Origin of the sequence: Veillonella sp. 3891 (genome assembly GCF_003992315.1) — a bacterium.
Taxonomy (GTDB): Bacteria; Bacillota; Negativicutes; order Veillonellales; family Veillonellaceae; genus F0422.
In genome coordinates, this window is record NZ_RQVE01000005.1 from 18281 (window position 1) to 35713 (window position 17433).

Sequence of the window (17433 nt, forward strand, 5' to 3'; positions counted from 1 at the left end):
AAGGAGCCTTTTTATGATTAACTATAATTCTTACAGTCAAATGTCCAGTGTAGCATTGGGCAAAGAAAAAGCAAGTTTAGTATTAAAGCATGGCACAGTGTTAGATGTATTTAGCGAAAAGTGGGTTCAAACAGATGTGGCTATTGAAAATGGTGTCATTGTTGGTCTTGGATCCTATGAAGGTAAAGAAGAATTAGACTTACAAGGAAAATATATCGTACCAGGCTTCGTAGACAGTCATCTTCATTTAGAATCCACACTAGTTAATCCATCTGAGTTAATTCATCAAGCTGTACAATTTGGTACTACTACTTTCATTGTAGACCCACATGAGGCTGGTAATGTAGCTGGGCTTGAAGGGATTCAATTTATCATTGATGAAACTAACGATGTAGAGGGACATGTGTATGTAATGGCACCATCTTGTGTTCCTGCCATCGATGGTGAAGAAACTGGTTGCATATTAGAAGCGCCAAAATTGAGCGAGCTTAAACAAAACCCTCGCATCTTAGGATTAGGTGAAGTGATGGATATTCCTCGTGTCATCAATGGAAATATTCCTATGCTGAAAAAGTTAGAAGTCTATGAGGACCGTGTTATCGATGGTCATATCATTGGTGTAAGTGACAAGGAACTACAAGCCTTTGTATTGGCAGGTGTACGTACGAATCATGAAGCCGGATCTTATGAAGAAGCAAAAGCTCAAGTCATGGCTGGTGTGCAAGTGTTAATCCGTGAAGGTAGCGCTGCTCATAATCTAGAAGCCATCGTAAAAGGCATCATTGAAGATGGTGTTTGTTGTGATAAATACTCTTTCTGTACTGACGATAAACATATTGAGGATATTATTGCTAAAGGACATATTAGTTACAATGTAAAACGCTCCATAGAACTTGGTCTAGACCCAATTCAAACTTATAAAATGGCCTCTTATAATTCCTGTGTAGCCTATCACCTTCGTGATCAAGGCGCCATTGCTCCTGGTTATAAAGCTGACCTTATTATACTAGATGACTATAAGGAAGTAACAATTCACGATATATTAATAGGTGGTAAAAAAATTTCTCGTACCTATACACATGAGAAGAAAACACCTACTCACCTATTACATACTATTAACATTGGTGAATTTAAACCATCTCAACTAGATTTACCTGTCACTGGTCCAATGCCAATCATTAATTTAATTCCTGGCACGTTGTTAACCAAGATGACACACGAAGAAGTTCCTGTATCCAATGACCTTTTCATAGAAAATGGCACATTTAATAAGATCACATGCATTGAACGTCATCATGCAACAGGACACAATGGTGTAGGGATTATCAAAGGCTATGATATTAAAAATGGTGCTATTGGTACTTCAGTAGCGCACGATGCACATAATGTCATCGTAGTTGGAGACAATGACCACGATATGCTAGTTGTTATTGAGCGTTTGAAAGAAATTGGTGGTGGCTATGTCATTGCTAGTGAAGGTAAAGTGATCGCTGAGCTTCCACTAGAAATTATGGGGCTGATTACGAATGAAAGCCATGAAGTTGTGGATGCAAAAGTTGCGGAAATGAAAGAAATTGCCTATTCTATGGGGGTAAACCGTGGATTAGATCCTTTTATTAATTTAAGCTTCCTATGCTTAACAGTGATTCCAGAGATTAAAATCACTACAAGAGGAATTGCTATTTTTGGTGAGTAATACATATTTTTATATACACCCCTTATACCTAGGAGGGACTTCGGTCCCTCCTTCCTTTTTTACAGTATCTACTTGTACAGCAGTAATCCACATACTTATTATAGAAACAATATGTTTCCCATGGTATTTAATCGTTCAATATATTATGATATGCAGAAAAGCAGCCCCCAAAAGGGCTGCTTTTTTCATTGTATACGGTTGTAATAGATAGTTATTTAGAACATGCATCTAATAGGTAAGCAATACCAATAAATGGAATACCTGCACGTTCGCCTAAGCCGATTTCACATGTGGAGCTGGAGCTTACTCCTAGTGTTGCACCATACTCTTTCACTTCATCTCCCAAATCGCGTGTAGCGGAATGGTTCAATTCTGGTGTGAAGAAACCTTTTTGCCCTGCGAAACCACAGCATGCAAAGGATTTAATATTGAATACTTCATCAGTACATGCTCGTGCAATAAGTTCAATATATTTTTCCTTACCAGCTTTTTTGATTTTACATTGTTTATGAACGATAACTCGTTCTTTGCATTTCACAATATCTAATTTAGGCACGATATGAGTATATAAAAATTCAGATACATCAAGAATCGTAACAGATTTGATATGTTTAAAAGCATGAGAGAAACATGCAGAATGGTCAATCACAACTGGATATACACCACCACAGCTTGCTTCTAATAAAGCATTTTCTAAATCCCGCAACGCCCGTTTATCAATGTCTTCATAGTTTTCAAAGCTCAAACCACAACATAAGTTTTCAATATGGCGTGGATAGATCACATTATACCCTGCTTTTTTACATAAGTTTTCCATTACTTGTTGTAAGCTACGTGTATCTTTTTGTCCTTGATTTGGTTTGAATGCACGATTTACACAAGTACTGAAGTACACAACATTATCATTGCCTACAGTATTACGTTGGCTTTTCAATGTGTGGCGGTTAGCTTTTGGCAATGTAGTTGGAGCATATGGTGTCACACCTGTTAGTTTGTGAGCACCTTTTGTAATTTTAGAGATTAACTTATTCGTAATTACTTTACCTGCTGCACCACCTAATGTTACACCCATGCGAGCTGCTGCTAAAGTAGCTGGGAAGTTATCATAAATCGCTTCTGCAATGCCATGACCTTTTGCCGTCACTTTACGAACAGATAAGGCAATTTGTGCAGTATCAATACCTAACGGACATAGCATGGAACACATGGAACATGCTGCACATGTATCCACACCATAATACTGGTATCCCTCAGCTAATGCATCAGCTTCAGCATGTTTACCTTCTTGGCGAAGACGAGTCTCTTCACGCACTAAAGAAATACGTTGGCGAGGTGTTAATGTTAAGTTTTTAGATGGACAGTTCTTTTCACAGAAACCACATTCAATACACATATTGAACAATGGATCGATAGCTGCCATGGCTTTTAAATTCTTTTTATATACATCTGGATCATCAGTAATGATAACATCCGGATTGATCAAATACGTAGGGTCAAATAATTCTTTGATGCGGCGGTTAACTTGGTAAGCTTTAACACCCCACTCTAGTTCTACAAATGGCGCTACCATACGACCTGTACCATGTTCAGCTTTAATACTACCTTCTACAGCTGCTACACGCTCTGCCATTTCTTTCACAAGACCACTGAAATTATCACGTTCTCTAGGGTCATTCAAATCTGGGGTGATAATAAAGTGAACATTACCACTTAAGGCATGTCCAAAGATAATGCCGTTATCCATAAAGTCATAGGTACGGAATAATTCTGTAATAATTCCAATACCTTTAACGAAATCTTCAATTTTTAAGCATACGTCCTCTGTGATTACAGTAGAACCAGATTTACGTTGTCCTGCAGCAATTGGTAATAAGCCTTTGCGGATATACCACCATGAATTATATTCTGCTGGATCTGTAGAATATAAGCTTGGAATAATCGTAGGAATATCTTTTAATTGGTCTTTAATATATTCCACTTGTTCCGCCAATTCTTGTTCGTTATTACTTTCAGATTGGAATAGAATACAGCTAGTACCCTCTGGTACACCACGTACAAAATCAGGTACTTGCTCTAATTTTTGTACACTTTTTAAGCTTAGATAGTCCATCATTTCAGCAGATACTACATATTTACGTCCCATATTCGCTAATGTTACAACAGCTCTAGATGCATCAGATAACTCTTTATAGAACACTAGGCCACAGGCTTTGAATTTTTTATCTTCTACTGTGTTGTACACCACTTCAGATACAAAACCTAATGTGCCTTCAGAACCGATAAAGATATGATTTAAAATATCCACAATATCTTCAAAGTCAACTAAGGTATTAATGGAATAGCCTGTTGTATTTTTAATTTTAAATTTACGTTGAATTAACTCTACTAATTCTGGATCATCAAAAATCCATTTACGTAAATCCAATAATCCTTTCACAAGATCAGCACGAGAGGTCATGAAAGCTTGTACACTAGCTGGATCGCTAGTATCTAAAATCGTACCATCCACCAATACAACACGAACAGATTTTACTGTTTGATAAGAGTTTTCTACAGTCCCACAGCACATACCAGAAGAGTTATTATTGAAAATCCCCCCTACTAAAGCACTCGCAATAGTAGCTGGATCTGGACCAATTTTGCGTCCATAAGGAGCTAACTTTTCATTCGCATCGGCCCCAATAACGCCACAATCGCAACGTAATGCTTTGCCTCCGTCTAATACTTCCATTCGTTTAAAGCCATCATTAGCAACCACTAATACATGTTCACTAGAACATTGTCCAGATAAAGATGTACCTGCTGCTCTAAAAGTAACCGGTGTACCATATTGATTTGCTAAAGCTAAAATACGAATCACTTCTGATTCATTATTAACTTTCACTACCACTTGTGGTACATAGGAATAACAAGAAGCATCTACACCATAGGCATAGCGGTGTAAAAAATCTGTAAATACTCGTTCAGGGCATACAGCCTGCGCTTCCGTAGAAAAAGAAGCAAAATCGTAACGTAACGGTGCTTTCATAATAGGACCTCCTAGCATTACCTTATGTAGTATCATTTACAAATTTGAACAACTCGTTCAAAAGGGCATAGCTCTCTATGTCTTATCTATAGCTTACCATAGTAGTAGAGTTTAGTAAATTCTATAATTAATTTTTATAATTAGTGCTATTACAAAAAAGTATAACAAATTTACAAAATTAAAATAATCTTATATAATAGACTATGAATGAAAGTAGGTGAAAACATGCACGTTTTAGGTGAGCACGTATTAATTGATTTATATTCTTGTATTGATGAAAAAATAGAATCTCCTGCTGTCTTACAAGATGCTATTGTAAATGCCTTAGCAATTACTAATCAATGTGTTGAGGAAATTGATTGCCAAATATTAGAAGATGAAATCTTCTTGGTAGCCGTATCTCATCATTGCCATGTAATTCTTCATGCGTATCCACAATTAGGCTATGTAGCAGCAGATGTATATACATTTGAAAAATCTGTAGAACCAAAAGTAATTATGAAAGAATTGCAACGATCTGTGGGTTCTGAAAAAGTAAAAGCCACAAGTATTCGTCGTGGTGACTTCGGTAATGAAAGAGATATGAAGCCTCGTAAACAGTCTTCTCTAACTGCTATGGGTAGAGTAACACGTACTCGTACACGATTGACAAAAACTGGTAAAAACATTACTTCCAAGGGCGTAAAAGCCATCAAAAAAGTAATGGGTAATAACAATTAAACATCGAACATATAAACGGCTAGTCCCTAATAGGAGCTAGCCGTTCTTTTGTTCGATATTATACTAAACACATATAAAAAGCTGAACCTAGGAATCAATTCCACAAGTTCAGCCTTATTATATACATATGTAGTCAAATTAATTACAGTTGTAAGGATAATTGTCTACCGCTTGGTTCATAAGCCGTAATCGTTACTCCCGCAGTTTGAAACAATCGCTTTGATGCTTGCACTTCTCGGGTATCTTTATAATCATCACGCCAATAAATGACTTCTTTAATCCCACTTTGAATAATGGCTTTGGCACATTCATTACAAGGGAATAAAGTGACATAGATTTTACTTCCCTCTAAAGAACCACCACGATAATTTAATATGGCATTCAATTCACTATGAACAATATAAAAGTATTTATTGTCTTCTTCTCGATTGCGATTCCAAGAGAAATCATCATCATCACAACCTAAGGGCATACCATTGTATCCGATAGATAAAATTTTATTATCATCACTTACAATGCAAGCTCCTACTTGGGTATTAGGATCTTTAGAGCGTTGCCCTGCTAACATGGCAACACCCATAAAGTATTCATCCCAGCTAATATAGTCCTTACGTTTTTCCATAGGAACCTCGTTTTATTTGACTACAATATTAATTAATTTTTTAGGTACTACAATTACTTTCACAACAGTTTTACCTTCTGTAAACTCTTGTACACGTGGTAATGCTTTTGCAGCGGCTTCTAGTTCTTCTTTAGATAAAGAAACGGATACTGTCAATTTATCGCGTACTTTACCATTTACTTGCACTGCCACTTCTACCTCATCTACTACCAAAGCAGATTCTTCATACGTCGGCCAAGATGCAGCATGTACAGAACCTTCAAATCCACATTCATGCCAGATTTCTTCTGTAATATGTGGTACAAATGGAGCAAGCAATAATGTTAACTTTTCAACTAGTTCTTTCGCTAACTCACTTTGTACTGTATCATGACTATCTTTAAATTGGTACATTGCATTTACCAATTCCATAACAGTACTGATGGCAGTGTTAAAATTGAATTTACCATCTAAGTCTTCTGTTACTTTTTTGATGGCACGGTGCAATTCACGGCGTAATGCAGTTTCATCTTTAGATAAGCTATCATGATGTCCAGATGCACCTAATTGTTGGTATGTATCGATAATGCGCCATACACGACCTAAGAAACGATAGGAACCTTCTACCCCTTGGTCGCTCCAGTCAAGGTCACGATCCACTGGTGCGGCGAATAAAATGAATAAACGAGCTGTATCTGCACCGTATTTGGCAATGATTTCTTCTGGAGATACTACATTGCCTTTGGATTTAGACATTTTAGAACCTTCTTTTAACACCATACCTTGTGTTAACAAAGCTTTGAAAGGTTCATTTACTTCTACTAATCCAATATCATGTAATACTTTAACAAAGAAACGTGCATATAATAAGTGCAAGATGGCATGTTCAATACCGCCGATGTATTGGTCAACATTCATCCAGTATTTCGCGATTTCTTTGTTGAACACTTCTTTGTCATTGCGAGCGTCAGTATAGCGTAAGAAATACCAAGAAGAATCAATAAATGTATCCATCGTATCGATTTCACGACGAGCAGGACCACCACAGCATGGGCAAGTAGTGTTTAAGAAACTTTCAGAAGTTGCCAATGGAGAAATAGCACCACCATCAAAGGATACATCTTCTGGAAGTTTTACAGGCAATTGATCCTCTGGTACTAGCTGTTCTCCACATTTTTCACAGTACACAACTGGAATTGGACATCCCCAGTAACGTTGACGAGAAATCAACCAGTCACGAAGACGGAAGTTTACAGTCTTACGACCAGTGCCTTGTTCTGTAAAGTAATCTCCCAATGCTTGGCGTGCTTCTTCTGATGTTTTACCACTGAAGTCACCAGAGTTCACCAATACACCATCTTCTGTAAAGGCTTCGTCTAATGTTTGGAAATCTAAATCTTGGGCATTATTTTGAATTACCCAATTCACAGGTAAATCATATTTTTTTGCAAATGCATAGTCTCTTTCATCATGAGCCGGTACGCCCATAACAGCGCCTGTACCATAATCTGCAAGTACATAGTTAGCAATCCAAATTGGCACTTCTTTGCCCGTAATAGAATGTGTTGCATAAGAACCTGTGAACATACCTACTTTTTCTGCTTCTGTAGAAGTACGTTCAATATCACTTTGGTTGCGTAATGTTTCGATGAAAGCTTCTAATTCTGCTTTATTAGCAGCATCTTGAATCAATTCTTTTACATATGGATGCTCAGGTGCCAATACCACATAAGACACACCAAACAAAGTATCCACACGTGTTGTATACACTTCAAAAGTTTTATCAATTTTAGGCACATGGAATGCAAATTGTGTACCTTCACTACGACCAATCCAGTTGCGTTGCATTGCTTTTACACGGTCTGGCCATTGATCTAATGTATCTAAATCTTCTAGTAAGCGATCTGCATAATCAGTGATTTTTAAGAACCATTGTTTCAAGTCCTTTTTTACCACATCATTGTCACAGCGCCAACATTTCCCATCGATAACTTGTTCATTCGCCAATACTGTATGGTCATGTTCACACCAGTTTACTTTCGCTTCTTTTTTATAAGCTAAGCCTTGTTTATAGAATTGTTGGAATAACCATTGTGTCCAGCGATAGTAATCTTCTTTACAAGTCGCAACTTCACGTCCCCAATCATAGGATAAGCCCAACTCTTTTTGTTGACGTGTCATATTGGCAATATTATCCAATGTCCAATCTTTTGGAGACACACCATGTTTAATCGCTGCATTTTCCGCAGGCATACCGAAAGCATCCCATCCCATTGGATGTAATACGTTAAATCCACGCATCTTTTTGAAACGCGCCACTACATCACCGATAGAATAGTTACGCACATGCCCCATATGTAAGTTACCAGATGGGTATGGGAACATTTCTAATACATAATATTTTTCTTTACTTGGGTCATATTCTGTTTTAAATACTCCAGACTCTTCCCAATATGTTTGCCATTTCTTTTCAATATCTTGCGCCACGTATTTTTCGTACATGCTATGCCTCCTCATTCGTATGTATTAATACTTTTAAGTATACTCCAAACTTTACTCTTTAGGCAAAGACTTTTTTTCTTTCGTAACCTTTACAATGCCTGTTTCATCAGACTGTTTATGTGGTTTCTTAAATTTTAACACCACTTCTTTACCATCTTTAGAAATTTTTGTCACTTCTGAAGTATCTATATGTTTAGACTTTTTCTTCTTATCTTTCTTTTTTTCTTGTTTTTTTACTTCTTTTTTATGATCTTTTTTATCTGAATCCGCTTTCCCTTTTTCAGTGCTATTTGTAGTAGCACTATCTAGAGCAAAACTCAACACTGGCCACACATCACTAGCTTCAAAACCTTTACGCCACGCCGCTACTCCTGCAAGTTGTAATTCTTTTACAAGACCTACTTTATAGCTTAAAGACTGTGGATCTTCAAACCAAATTTTTGTGAGTGTTCCCTTATATGGTTTCTTTTCATCATAGATACCATAGACGCCATTTTTATTCGTTAATGTTAAATAATTACCTTTTAAACGATCATCCCAACGCAACGCATCTCTGTATTCACGTTCTAAATCTAGAGCCTTGGTCATAGCAAGGGTTTTACTTTTTGCTTTTCCTTCCCAAGAACCTTTCACTGGTACAGACCATTCACGCATATAAAATGGAATACCCAGTACGAGTTTTGACGCTGGCACTTCTGAAAGCATTTGCTCTGTATGCTTTCTCACCCATGGATAAGAGGCGACTGGTCCCGCTGTAACACTGGATGCCCACGTTTCATCGTATGCCATAAGCACCACATAATCCACTGCATCAGCATAGGCCTTACGGTCATACACTAAGGACCAGTTTTCACTATTGGAATATCCCGTTACATCAATAGAGCTATGGATATTATACGTTCGTAATCCTTTCGCTAAAAAATCTACAAACTTAGTTAGCTGTGCTTTATCTTTGTAATGAACATTTTCAAAATCAAAATTATATCCATCATAACCATACTCTGTAGCATAATTAATAAGACCTTGTTTGTATCGTTCCCACATCGATTCACTCGCAAGGATTTTACTAGTCATGTCTGGATCGAATTGGTTGGTGATTAAAGGCCACACACGATAGCCCTTTTCCTTATAATGATTCACATAGTCATAAGATAGTTTAGGACTTGCTTTTAGACCAGTCGTAGTCAATTCAAACCAACTTGGAGATATGATTGACGTGCCATTCTGCACATACTTTGTATCATACGCCGTTTCTGATACGATGGGATCAAATACCATAGTAATCGGCAATGTAACTTCTTGTTTCTCTGGGACATGTAACATAGGACCTACGTATTGTGTAGGTGCTACTGCTGTTGTTGTATTGGAAAGTGCTGGAAAAGGAATATGGATTGTTGCCTCTGCCACTTGATAGGAAGCAAACAAACTCAAGGTTGATATTCCTAGCACCATATGTTTCATAAATTGTAAGTGTTTCATAAGCGCTCCTTTAATCTTTATATTATACCACATTCAGTCTATATATTGGGAACACTATACTATTTCTCTAAAATTTATGGTACACTACAAAGGTAGGAATATTAAAAATATATTTAGTAAAATATCAGGAGGTACTATGTATCAATATTTATTTTTCATCGGAGGCTTTCCTGTCAGAGCCTACGGATTACTACTTGCTTTAGGTATTATTAGTGCTGCTATTGTGGGCTACTTTATTATGAAAAAAGATGGCCGTGGTTGGGAAAAGCATATGGTGGATTTCACCATTACTGTCGCTATCGCTGGCATCATTGGTGCTCGACTATGGGATGTATTCTTCTTCGACTGGGGATACTACCACAATCACTTATTGGAAATCCCTTATGTGTGGCAAGGTGGTATGGCTATCCAAGGTGGCGTATTGTTAGGAGCTATTGCAGGGATTTATTATTTAAAGAAACAACAGGTAGATCCTTGGGCATTTGCTGATTTATTTGCACCAGCCCTTATGGTAGGTCAATCTGTAGGACGTATGGCGAATGTTATGAATGGTGATGCCTTTGGTCACCCTACTGGAGGGAACTTCGGTATTCTCTATCCAGAAACAACTTTGGCATACCGTACCTATGGTAATCAGCCATTATGGCCTGCTGAAATTTGGGAAGGTCAAGTAGATATTATTTTGTTTGTTATCCTACTATTGGCTAACGTGTTCCCTCATAAAAAAGGGCAAATCTTCTGCTTATATGCATTCTTGTATTCTAGCTTACGATTCTTCTTAGAATTTTTACGTGGAGATTATGTAAATCTAACATTAGGATTTAAATCTGCACAAGTTACCAGCTTAATAGTAATGGCTGTATCCTTTGGTATCTGGCTATACCTTCATTATAAAGGAACAACAGATACACATGTATTCCCTACTGAAAAAAGCAAAAAAGTAAAATAATAGATTCTATTATCTTCCAACACGTCGTGATAGACGCAACATCAATATAATAACATATCTATTATAAATACAAAGAGGAAAGAATGTCATGACGACTTCTTTCCTCTTTTTCATATTTATAAGACTTCAATTATTACAAGGTTCTATTTCCTTTGTACATCTATAGTACTATACCTATTGGGTACCAATTCATGAATTAAGATAGTAACTCTTCTTCTACAATTAATGCATCTAATTCATCTAAAGCACGTTGCGCAATTAATGCATTTTTTTCTTTTTTCTTACGTACTTTAGCTCCCCAAGGTTCCATGATACCGAAATTTATATTCATTGGTTGGAAGTTAGAACCTTCATAGGCACTGATATAATGACTTAACCCACCAAGAGCCGTTGTTTTCGGGAATGTAACAAATTCTTTATCCTGTAACATACGTGCCACTTGGATGGCTGCCATCATACCCGCAGCTGCTGATTCTAAATAACCTTCCACACCTGTCATTTGACCAGCAAAGAATAATCGTGGATTAGACTTTAGTTGGAATGCTTGGTTTAACAGTTCTGGAGAGTTAATATACGTGTTACGATGCATCACGCCATAGCGAATAAATTCTGCATTCTCTAAACCTGGAATCATTTGGAATACTCGCTTTTGTTCGCCCCATTTTAAATGTGTTTGAAAGCCCACCAAATTGTACATAGTAGCTTCTTTGTTTTCCTTGCGTAACTGCACTACTGCATGCCACTCAATATTGTTCCGAGGATCTACGAGACCAACTGGTTTTAAAGGTCCATAACGCAATGTATCTACCCCACGGGATGCCATAATTTCTACAGGCATACAACCTTCAAAATAAATTTCTTTTTCAAAATCTTTGGGTTGTACCACATCAGCTGTAGTCAGAGCTTCATAGAAAGCATCGTATTCTTCTTTCGTCATAGGGCAGTTTAAATAGTCTGCATCCCCTTTATCATACCGTGAGGCAGCAAATACTTTATCGTAATTCAAAGAATCTGCTGTTACTATAGGGGCTGCTGCATCATAGAAATAAAAATCTTTAGAGCCAGTTAACTCCTTAATCTTAGTTCCTAATGCTTCTGATGTAAGTGGACCACTTGCAAAAATAACAATACCTTCTGCCGGAATCTCAGTCACTTCTTCATGAATCACCGTAATTAAGGGGTGTTCTTTAATACGTTCTGTGACCCTTTTGCTAAAAGCATGACGATCTACGGCCAAGGCACCACCTGCTGGAACTTGAGTAGCATCGGCAGATTCCATAATTAAGGAATCTAAGCGACGCATTTCTTCTTTCAAAAGACCCACTGCATTTTCTATGGTATTTGCACGCAAAGAGTTAGAGCATACTAACTCCGCAAATTGATCTGTATGATGAGCCGGTGAAGACACCTTTGGGCGCATTTCATATAGGTGTACAGGAATACCACGTTTAGCCAATTGATAGGCTGCCTCAGAGCCAGCAAGACCAGCTCCAATAATAGTTACAAACTCTTTCATTCTTTATCTTCTTTCTTTGTTCTAGGTTTACGTTTTGGCCTTGTTTCACAATCAGGATTGGAACAAAACTCTTTCTTATTGCCGTTTTTATATACTTTTTCAGCCATTAAGCTGCCACAAACGGGACAGGTTTTATCAATAGGTTTATCCCACATAGTAAAATCACAAGATGGATACCCTTCGCAACCATAAAAGATACGACCTCTCTTAGATTTACGTTCTAAAATTTCATGAGATTTACATTTCGGACAGGTTACCCCTGTGCTAACTGTAATGGACTTAATATTTCGACAATCTGGAAAGTTAGAGCATGCTAAATATTTACCATAAGGCCCTAGTTTATAGACCATATCATGTCCACATTTTTCACAAAGGATACCACTCTTCTCTGCCTCCAGTTCTATCTTCTCAGCCGATTCAGCTGTGTGTAATTCCTTCTCAAAACTATCATAAAATGAATGGATAACAGCTTCGTAGAAATTAGTCCCTTGTGCAATATGGTCTAAATCTTCCTCCATAGAGGCAGTAAATTTCATATTAATAAACTTTTCAAAATGAGTTGTTAAAAATTCCACCACAGCAAATCCTAAATCAGTAGGAATAAATTGTTTATCCTTACGTTCCACATAATTCCGTTTTAAGATCGTATCAATAGTAGCTGCATACGTACTTGGTCGACCAATTCCCTGTTCTTCTAATACCTTGATAAGACCTGCCTCAGAATAACGGCTTGGAGGTTGCGTAAAATGCTGTATACCATCCATAGAGATAGGCATAATAGCTTGCCCTTCTTCTAGGGCTGGCAAAATATGGTCATCTTCTTTTTTTGCGTCTTCATAGACTTCTGTAAAGCCTTTAAATACTACACGATTCCCAGAAGCCTTCAATGTATACTCATCTACATGAAAGTGCATAGTTACTGTTTCACTTTTCTGTGGAGCCATTTGACTCGCTAAAAATCGATTCCAAATCAAGGTATATAATTTTAGCTCATCACTAGTTAAATAGGACGCTACTGCTTTAGGTGGTAATTCCAACATAGTAGGGCGAATTGCTTCATGCGCATCTTGTGCGTTCGCCTTCGCTCCAAATACATTTGGTTTACTCGGATAAAACTCCTTTCCAAAATTCTTAAGAATATAGGCTTTAGCCGCTTCTTGCATTTCCTTCGATATTCGAGTGGAATCCGTACGCATATAGGTAATCAAACCTACATGACCATAGCCACCAATTTCTTTACCTTCATATAAATGTTGCGCAGCAGACATAATACGCTTTGCATTCATGTTCAGTTTGCGTACACCTTCTTGTTGCATCGTAGACGTCGTAAAAGGAGCAGGTGCTTTACGACTACGTTGCCGTGATTCTACAGAACTAACTACACTTTCACGGCCACGAATAACGCTTAATACGGCATCACTTTCTGTTTCATTAGAAATCGTTAACTTTTCATTATCTTTGTGAGTCACTACCACATCAAATTGTTCATTCTTAGCGGTTTGATACACACCTTCGATAGTCCAGTATTCTTCTGGAATAAAGGCTTGGATCTCACGTTCCCGATCACAGATAATGCGTACGGCTACGGATTGAACACGTCCAGCACTAAGGCCTTTGCAAATCTTTTTCCAAAGCAAAGGGCTTAATTTATAACCTACAATACGGTCCAATACACGACGAGCCTGCTGAGCATCTACCATATGCATATCAATCGGTCTAGGTGTTGAAATCGCCTCTTGAATAGCATGCTTAGTAATCTCATTGAAAGTCACCCGACATGGCGTAGTACCATCTATATTTAAAATATGAGCTAAATGCCAAGAGATGGCCTCTCCTTCACGGTCAGGGTCAGTTGCCAAATACACAGCTTTTGCCTTATCTGCTTCTTTACGTAACTCTTCGATAACAGCCTTTCTACCTGGTACATTCAAATATCTAGGTAAAAATCCATTAGTAATGGATACACCCATTTGCATTTTAGGTAAATCTCTCAAATGTCCCATGCTAGCTTTTACCACATAGTCATCTCCTAAAAATTTTTCAATAGTCTTTGACTTTGCTGGAGATTCCACGATGATTAAAGTTTTTCCATCTTTTTTGAAAGTCCGTTTATGTTCCATTGTAATCGGTTCTGGACGCATAACCAAAGGTCTAGACTCTGGTGCTTTGGCGCTTGATTTGACAGCTTCTTTTGTTTCTTTGTCTTTTTTTTTCTCCCCTGTAACGAAGGATCTAGTAATGGCCAAAAATCTTCCTCCTCTAAGTATGTAGTACATACCCCTGAGAGGTATGTGTAATCATTTGTTTTAGTTCTAATTGTAACAGCAGTGTATGAAGATTTGTTAACGGCAATTGAGTAGTATGTACTAATTCTTCTATCGTCGTATTTCCACCAGGATTCATAGCCTCTAGTACACGTTGTTCCTCTTCATTCACTGTGTTTACTTGTTCACTATTCATGTTACTATACTTTGCGACTTTTTGCCAACCATATTCATGCAATACTTGTTCAGGATCTGTTAAGACAGTAGCCCCTTGCTGAATAAGCCAATGATTTCCATCACAAGTATGTGTCAATACATTCCCTGGTATAGTAAACACATCTCTTCCTTCATTTATCGCCATATCAGCAGTAATCAAAGAACCACTGCTAGCTTTTGCCTCCACAACAATGGTGCCTCTCGTCATACCACTAATAATTCGATTTCGAGAAGGAAAGTGATGGCTCTTAGCTTGCATATGCGGTCCATATTCAGATAGTAATAATCCATCTTTTTCTAAAATTTCTAAAAATAAATTCCGATTTGTTCTTGGATAGGTTACATTTAAACCACAGCCCATGACGGCAATCGTTGGAGTTTGTCCTTGCAAAGCTCCTTCATGGCTAGCACGATCGATGCCCATAGCGCCGCCACTAACAACGATAATACCTAAGTTAGATAAAGCACGGCCAAAGTATCTAGCTACTTGTACACCATAAGAAGAGCATTTTCTAGCGCCTACCATTGCTAACGAACGATCCATATGCTGCAACACTTCTATATTTCCACGCCCATACAACACTCGAGGACTATTATAAATCTCTAGTAACGATTTAGGATAGTAAGGAGATTCCCAAGTAATCACATGCATATGAAAGCGCTCTAAATCTTCTTCTAATTGTAATAGAAAGCTTTCATTGATAGGTCGACGAATTTCATCAAACAATTCATATTTACAACCTAACGATGGTTCTACATTATGATGTAACACATGATGCCAAGCTTCCTTTGCACTTTCGTAATAAGTAAATAAATTACCTAAACTAGCATTACCTAATCCTACCACATGTTGGAGAGCACTCGCATAGATTTCCTCTTTCATTTACAATCCCTCCTGTACTTGCCGATAACTTAAGGCCTCTGCCACATGCTCTGCCAAAATCTCTTCAGATTCTGCCAAATCAGCAATCGTTCTTGCTACCTTGATGATGCGGTCATAACTACGTAAACTCAAATGCAACGTGGTAAAAGCTGAATCTAGTAAATTTTTAGCTTCTTCAGAAAGTTTCGCATAGATTTCAATATCACTATGACTTAAATGTGAGTTCACACTGATATTCGTACCCTTGTACCTTTTAGTTTGCATAGCTCTCGCACGAATTACACGGTTCCGTACTTGTTTCGTACTAACTTCATCCTTTGGTGCATATATCTCTGTTAACGTAGGCCGTTCTACGGGAACTACTAAATCAATTCTATCCAAAATAGGACCCGATAAAACCCGTTGATACCGTTGAATTTGCGTAGCTGTACATGTGCATCGATGGTCTTCTTCCGTCCCAAACCATCCACATGGACATGGGTTCATAGCCATGACAACAATACAATCACTGGGATAGGTCGTTGCCATACCAATGCGTGCAATATGTACTTGTCGTTCTTCTAAGGGTTGTCGCAATACCTCTATAACAGGTCTACGAAACTCTGGTGCTTCATCCAAAAATAACACACCTTTATGAGCCAACGTGATTTCCCCTGGTTTCGGTGGTTGTCCCCCTCCTGCCATGGCCACTAAGGTACTCGTATGATGAGGACTCCGAAATGGTCGCTCTTCCATTAATCGACCACTTTTTAATAACCCCATCACACTATAAATACGGCTTACCTCTAGTTGTTCCTCTCGTGAAAGAGGTGGCAATAAAAACGGCAATCGTTTAGCTAACATAGTCTTTCCCGACCCAGGAGGTCCGGTCATCAACAAATGATGCCCACCCGCCGCTGCTATTTCTAAGGCTCGCTTAGCCATCACTTGTCCTTTTACATCTTGTAAATCTAATATTTCCACTCTACGTTTTGACGGCACTATCGATGTCTGTACACACAGCTTTGCTTTCTTTTCAGGATGCTCTACTAATTCTACAACTTCAGATAAAGTAGACAAACCATATACAGGCATAGAGGAACCACTAGTAGCCTCTTCATGATTTCCCAGTGGCACAATAATATCTTCTACCATAGAAGTATAACTATGTTCATTTCCTAACTCCTGATTTGTCACCCCCATCACCATAGATAACATACCCATTACAGGTTGCAAAGAACCATCCAATGATAACTCTCCTATAAATACATGGTGATTCCATTGTATAGACTGTTTTTTCTTATGTTTACCTTCCTCTAGGGCTGCTAAAATACCCATGGCAATGGCTAAATCTAAGGATGATCCATCTTTCCGAATATGTGCAGGCGCCAAATTGACCACGATTCGTTTCATAGGAAACTCAAAGCCCCCATTTTTGATAGCCGATCGGACTCGCTCTTTTGCCTCTTTCACAGAGGTAGCTGGTAAGCCAACAATATCAAAACTTGGTAAGCCTGGGCTAATATCTACTTCTACGGTCACCACATAGCCATCAATACCACTTACACATACTCCATAGGTTTTTGCATACATGGTTCTC

Annotated in this window: 11 protein-coding genes; 3 read left to right on the top strand and 8 right to left on the bottom strand. The window is 38.0% G+C overall.

Annotated elements, in window-relative coordinates:
* Positions 1 to 13 precede the first annotated feature (13 nt).
* Positions 14 to 1696: an adenine deaminase gene (gene ade, locus EO118_RS03870; RefSeq protein WP_127068725.1), complete on the top strand. Its 1683-nt coding sequence runs from the start codon at positions 14 to 16 to the stop codon at positions 1694 to 1696.
* Between the two features lie 211 nt (positions 1697 to 1907).
* On the opposite strand, the gene EO118_RS03875 is transcribed toward ade, so the two are convergent.
* Positions 1908 to 4724, bottom strand: a complete 2817-nt coding sequence (locus EO118_RS03875; protein ID WP_127068726.1) for an FAD-binding and (Fe-S)-binding domain-containing protein — start codon at positions 4722 to 4724, stop codon at positions 1908 to 1910.
* Between the two features lie 225 nt (positions 4725 to 4949).
* On the opposite strand from EO118_RS03875, the gene EO118_RS03880 reads away from it, so the two are divergent.
* Positions 4950 to 5444, top strand: a complete 495-nt coding sequence (locus EO118_RS03880; protein ID WP_127068727.1) for an S-adenosylmethionine decarboxylase family protein — start codon at positions 4950 to 4952, stop codon at positions 5442 to 5444.
* 142 nt (positions 5445 to 5586) lie between these two features.
* On the opposite strand, the gene EO118_RS03885 is transcribed toward EO118_RS03880, so the two are convergent.
* The 3 genes from EO118_RS03885 to EO118_RS03895 are packed head-to-tail and all read right to left on the bottom strand — an operon-like array spanning position 5587 to position 10026.
* Entirely contained in the window at positions 5587 to 6066 is a 480-nt protein-coding gene (locus tag EO118_RS03885; RefSeq protein ID WP_009354146.1) for a dCMP deaminase family protein, read from the bottom strand.
* Positions 6067 to 6078: 12 nt separating this feature from the next.
* The gene (leuS, locus tag EO118_RS03890; protein ID WP_127068728.1) at positions 6079 to 8547 is read right to left on the bottom strand and encodes a leucine--tRNA ligase; all 2469 of its coding nucleotides are present in this window, start codon (positions 8545 to 8547) and stop codon (positions 6079 to 6081) included.
* Positions 8548 to 8598: 51 nt separating this feature from the next.
* Positions 8599 to 10026: a glycosyl hydrolase family 18 protein gene (locus EO118_RS03895; protein ID WP_240626920.1), complete on the bottom strand. Its 1428-nt coding sequence runs from the start codon at positions 10024 to 10026 to the stop codon at positions 8599 to 8601.
* A gap of 136 nt (positions 10027 to 10162) precedes the next feature.
* Between EO118_RS03895 and lgt the strand changes: the two genes are divergently transcribed.
* Positions 10163 to 10975 (top strand): prolipoprotein diacylglyceryl transferase, encoded by an 813-nt coding sequence (gene lgt / locus EO118_RS03900; protein ID WP_127068729.1) that lies wholly within the window; start codon positions 10163 to 10165, stop codon positions 10973 to 10975.
* A gap of 196 nt (positions 10976 to 11171) precedes the next feature.
* Here the strand turns inward: lgt and trmFO are convergent, their stop codons facing one another.
* The 4 genes from trmFO to EO118_RS03920 are packed head-to-tail and all read right to left on the bottom strand — an operon-like array spanning position 11172 to position 17426.
* Positions 11172 to 12491, bottom strand: a complete 1320-nt coding sequence (gene trmFO / locus EO118_RS03905) for a methylenetetrahydrofolate--tRNA-(uracil(54)-C(5))-methyltransferase (FADH(2)-oxidizing) TrmFO (RefSeq protein WP_127068730.1) — start codon at positions 12489 to 12491, stop codon at positions 11172 to 11174.
* Positions 12488 to 14737, bottom strand: coding sequence for a type I DNA topoisomerase (gene topA / locus EO118_RS03910; protein WP_127068731.1), 2250 nt, complete (start codon positions 14735 to 14737; stop codon positions 12488 to 12490). The genes trmFO and topA overlap by 4 nt, the downstream gene beginning before the upstream one ends.
* Positions 14738 to 14750: 13 nt before the next feature.
* Complete coding sequence (dprA, locus tag EO118_RS03915) at positions 14751 to 15854, bottom strand: DNA-processing protein DprA (RefSeq protein ID WP_127068732.1); 1104 nt, start codon at positions 15852 to 15854, stop codon at positions 14751 to 14753.
* Positions 15855 to 17426, bottom strand: coding sequence for a YifB family Mg chelatase-like AAA ATPase (locus EO118_RS03920; protein ID WP_127068733.1), 1572 nt, complete (start codon positions 17424 to 17426; stop codon positions 15855 to 15857).
* Positions 17427 to 17433 lie beyond the last annotated feature (7 nt).

What these genes read in the sequence shown, in the direction of transcription:
- ade (WP_127068725.1), top strand. Translation starts at nt 14, where the DNA reads ATGATTAACTATAATTCTTACAGTCAAATGTCCAGTGTAGCATTGGGC.
- EO118_RS03875 (WP_127068726.1), bottom strand. Translation starts at nt 4,724, where the DNA reads ATGAAAGCACCGTTACGTTACGATTTTGCTTCTTTTTCTACGGAAGCG.
- EO118_RS03880 (WP_127068727.1), top strand. Translation starts at nt 4,950, where the DNA reads ATGCACGTTTTAGGTGAGCACGTATTAATTGATTTATATTCTTGTATT.
- EO118_RS03885 (WP_009354146.1), bottom strand. Translation starts at nt 6,066, where the DNA reads ATGGAAAAACGTAAGGACTATATTAGCTGGGATGAATACTTTATGGGT.
- leuS (WP_127068728.1), bottom strand. Translation starts at nt 8,547, where the DNA reads ATGTACGAAAAATACGTGGCGCAAGATATTGAAAAGAAATGGCAAACA.
- EO118_RS03895 (WP_240626920.1), bottom strand. Translation starts at nt 10,026, where the DNA reads ATGAAACACTTACAATTTATGAAACATATGGTGCTAGGAATATCAACC.
- lgt (WP_127068729.1), top strand. Translation starts at nt 10,163, where the DNA reads ATGTATCAATATTTATTTTTCATCGGAGGCTTTCCTGTCAGAGCCTAC.
- trmFO (WP_127068730.1), bottom strand. Translation starts at nt 12,491, where the DNA reads ATGAAAGAGTTTGTAACTATTATTGGAGCTGGTCTTGCTGGCTCTGAG.
- dprA (WP_127068732.1), bottom strand. Translation starts at nt 15,854, where the DNA reads ATGAAAGAGGAAATCTATGCGAGTGCTCTCCAACATGTGGTAGGATTA.
- EO118_RS03920 (WP_127068733.1), bottom strand. Translation starts at nt 17,426, where the DNA reads ATGTATGCAAAAACCTATGGAGTATGTGTAAGTGGTATTGATGGCTAT.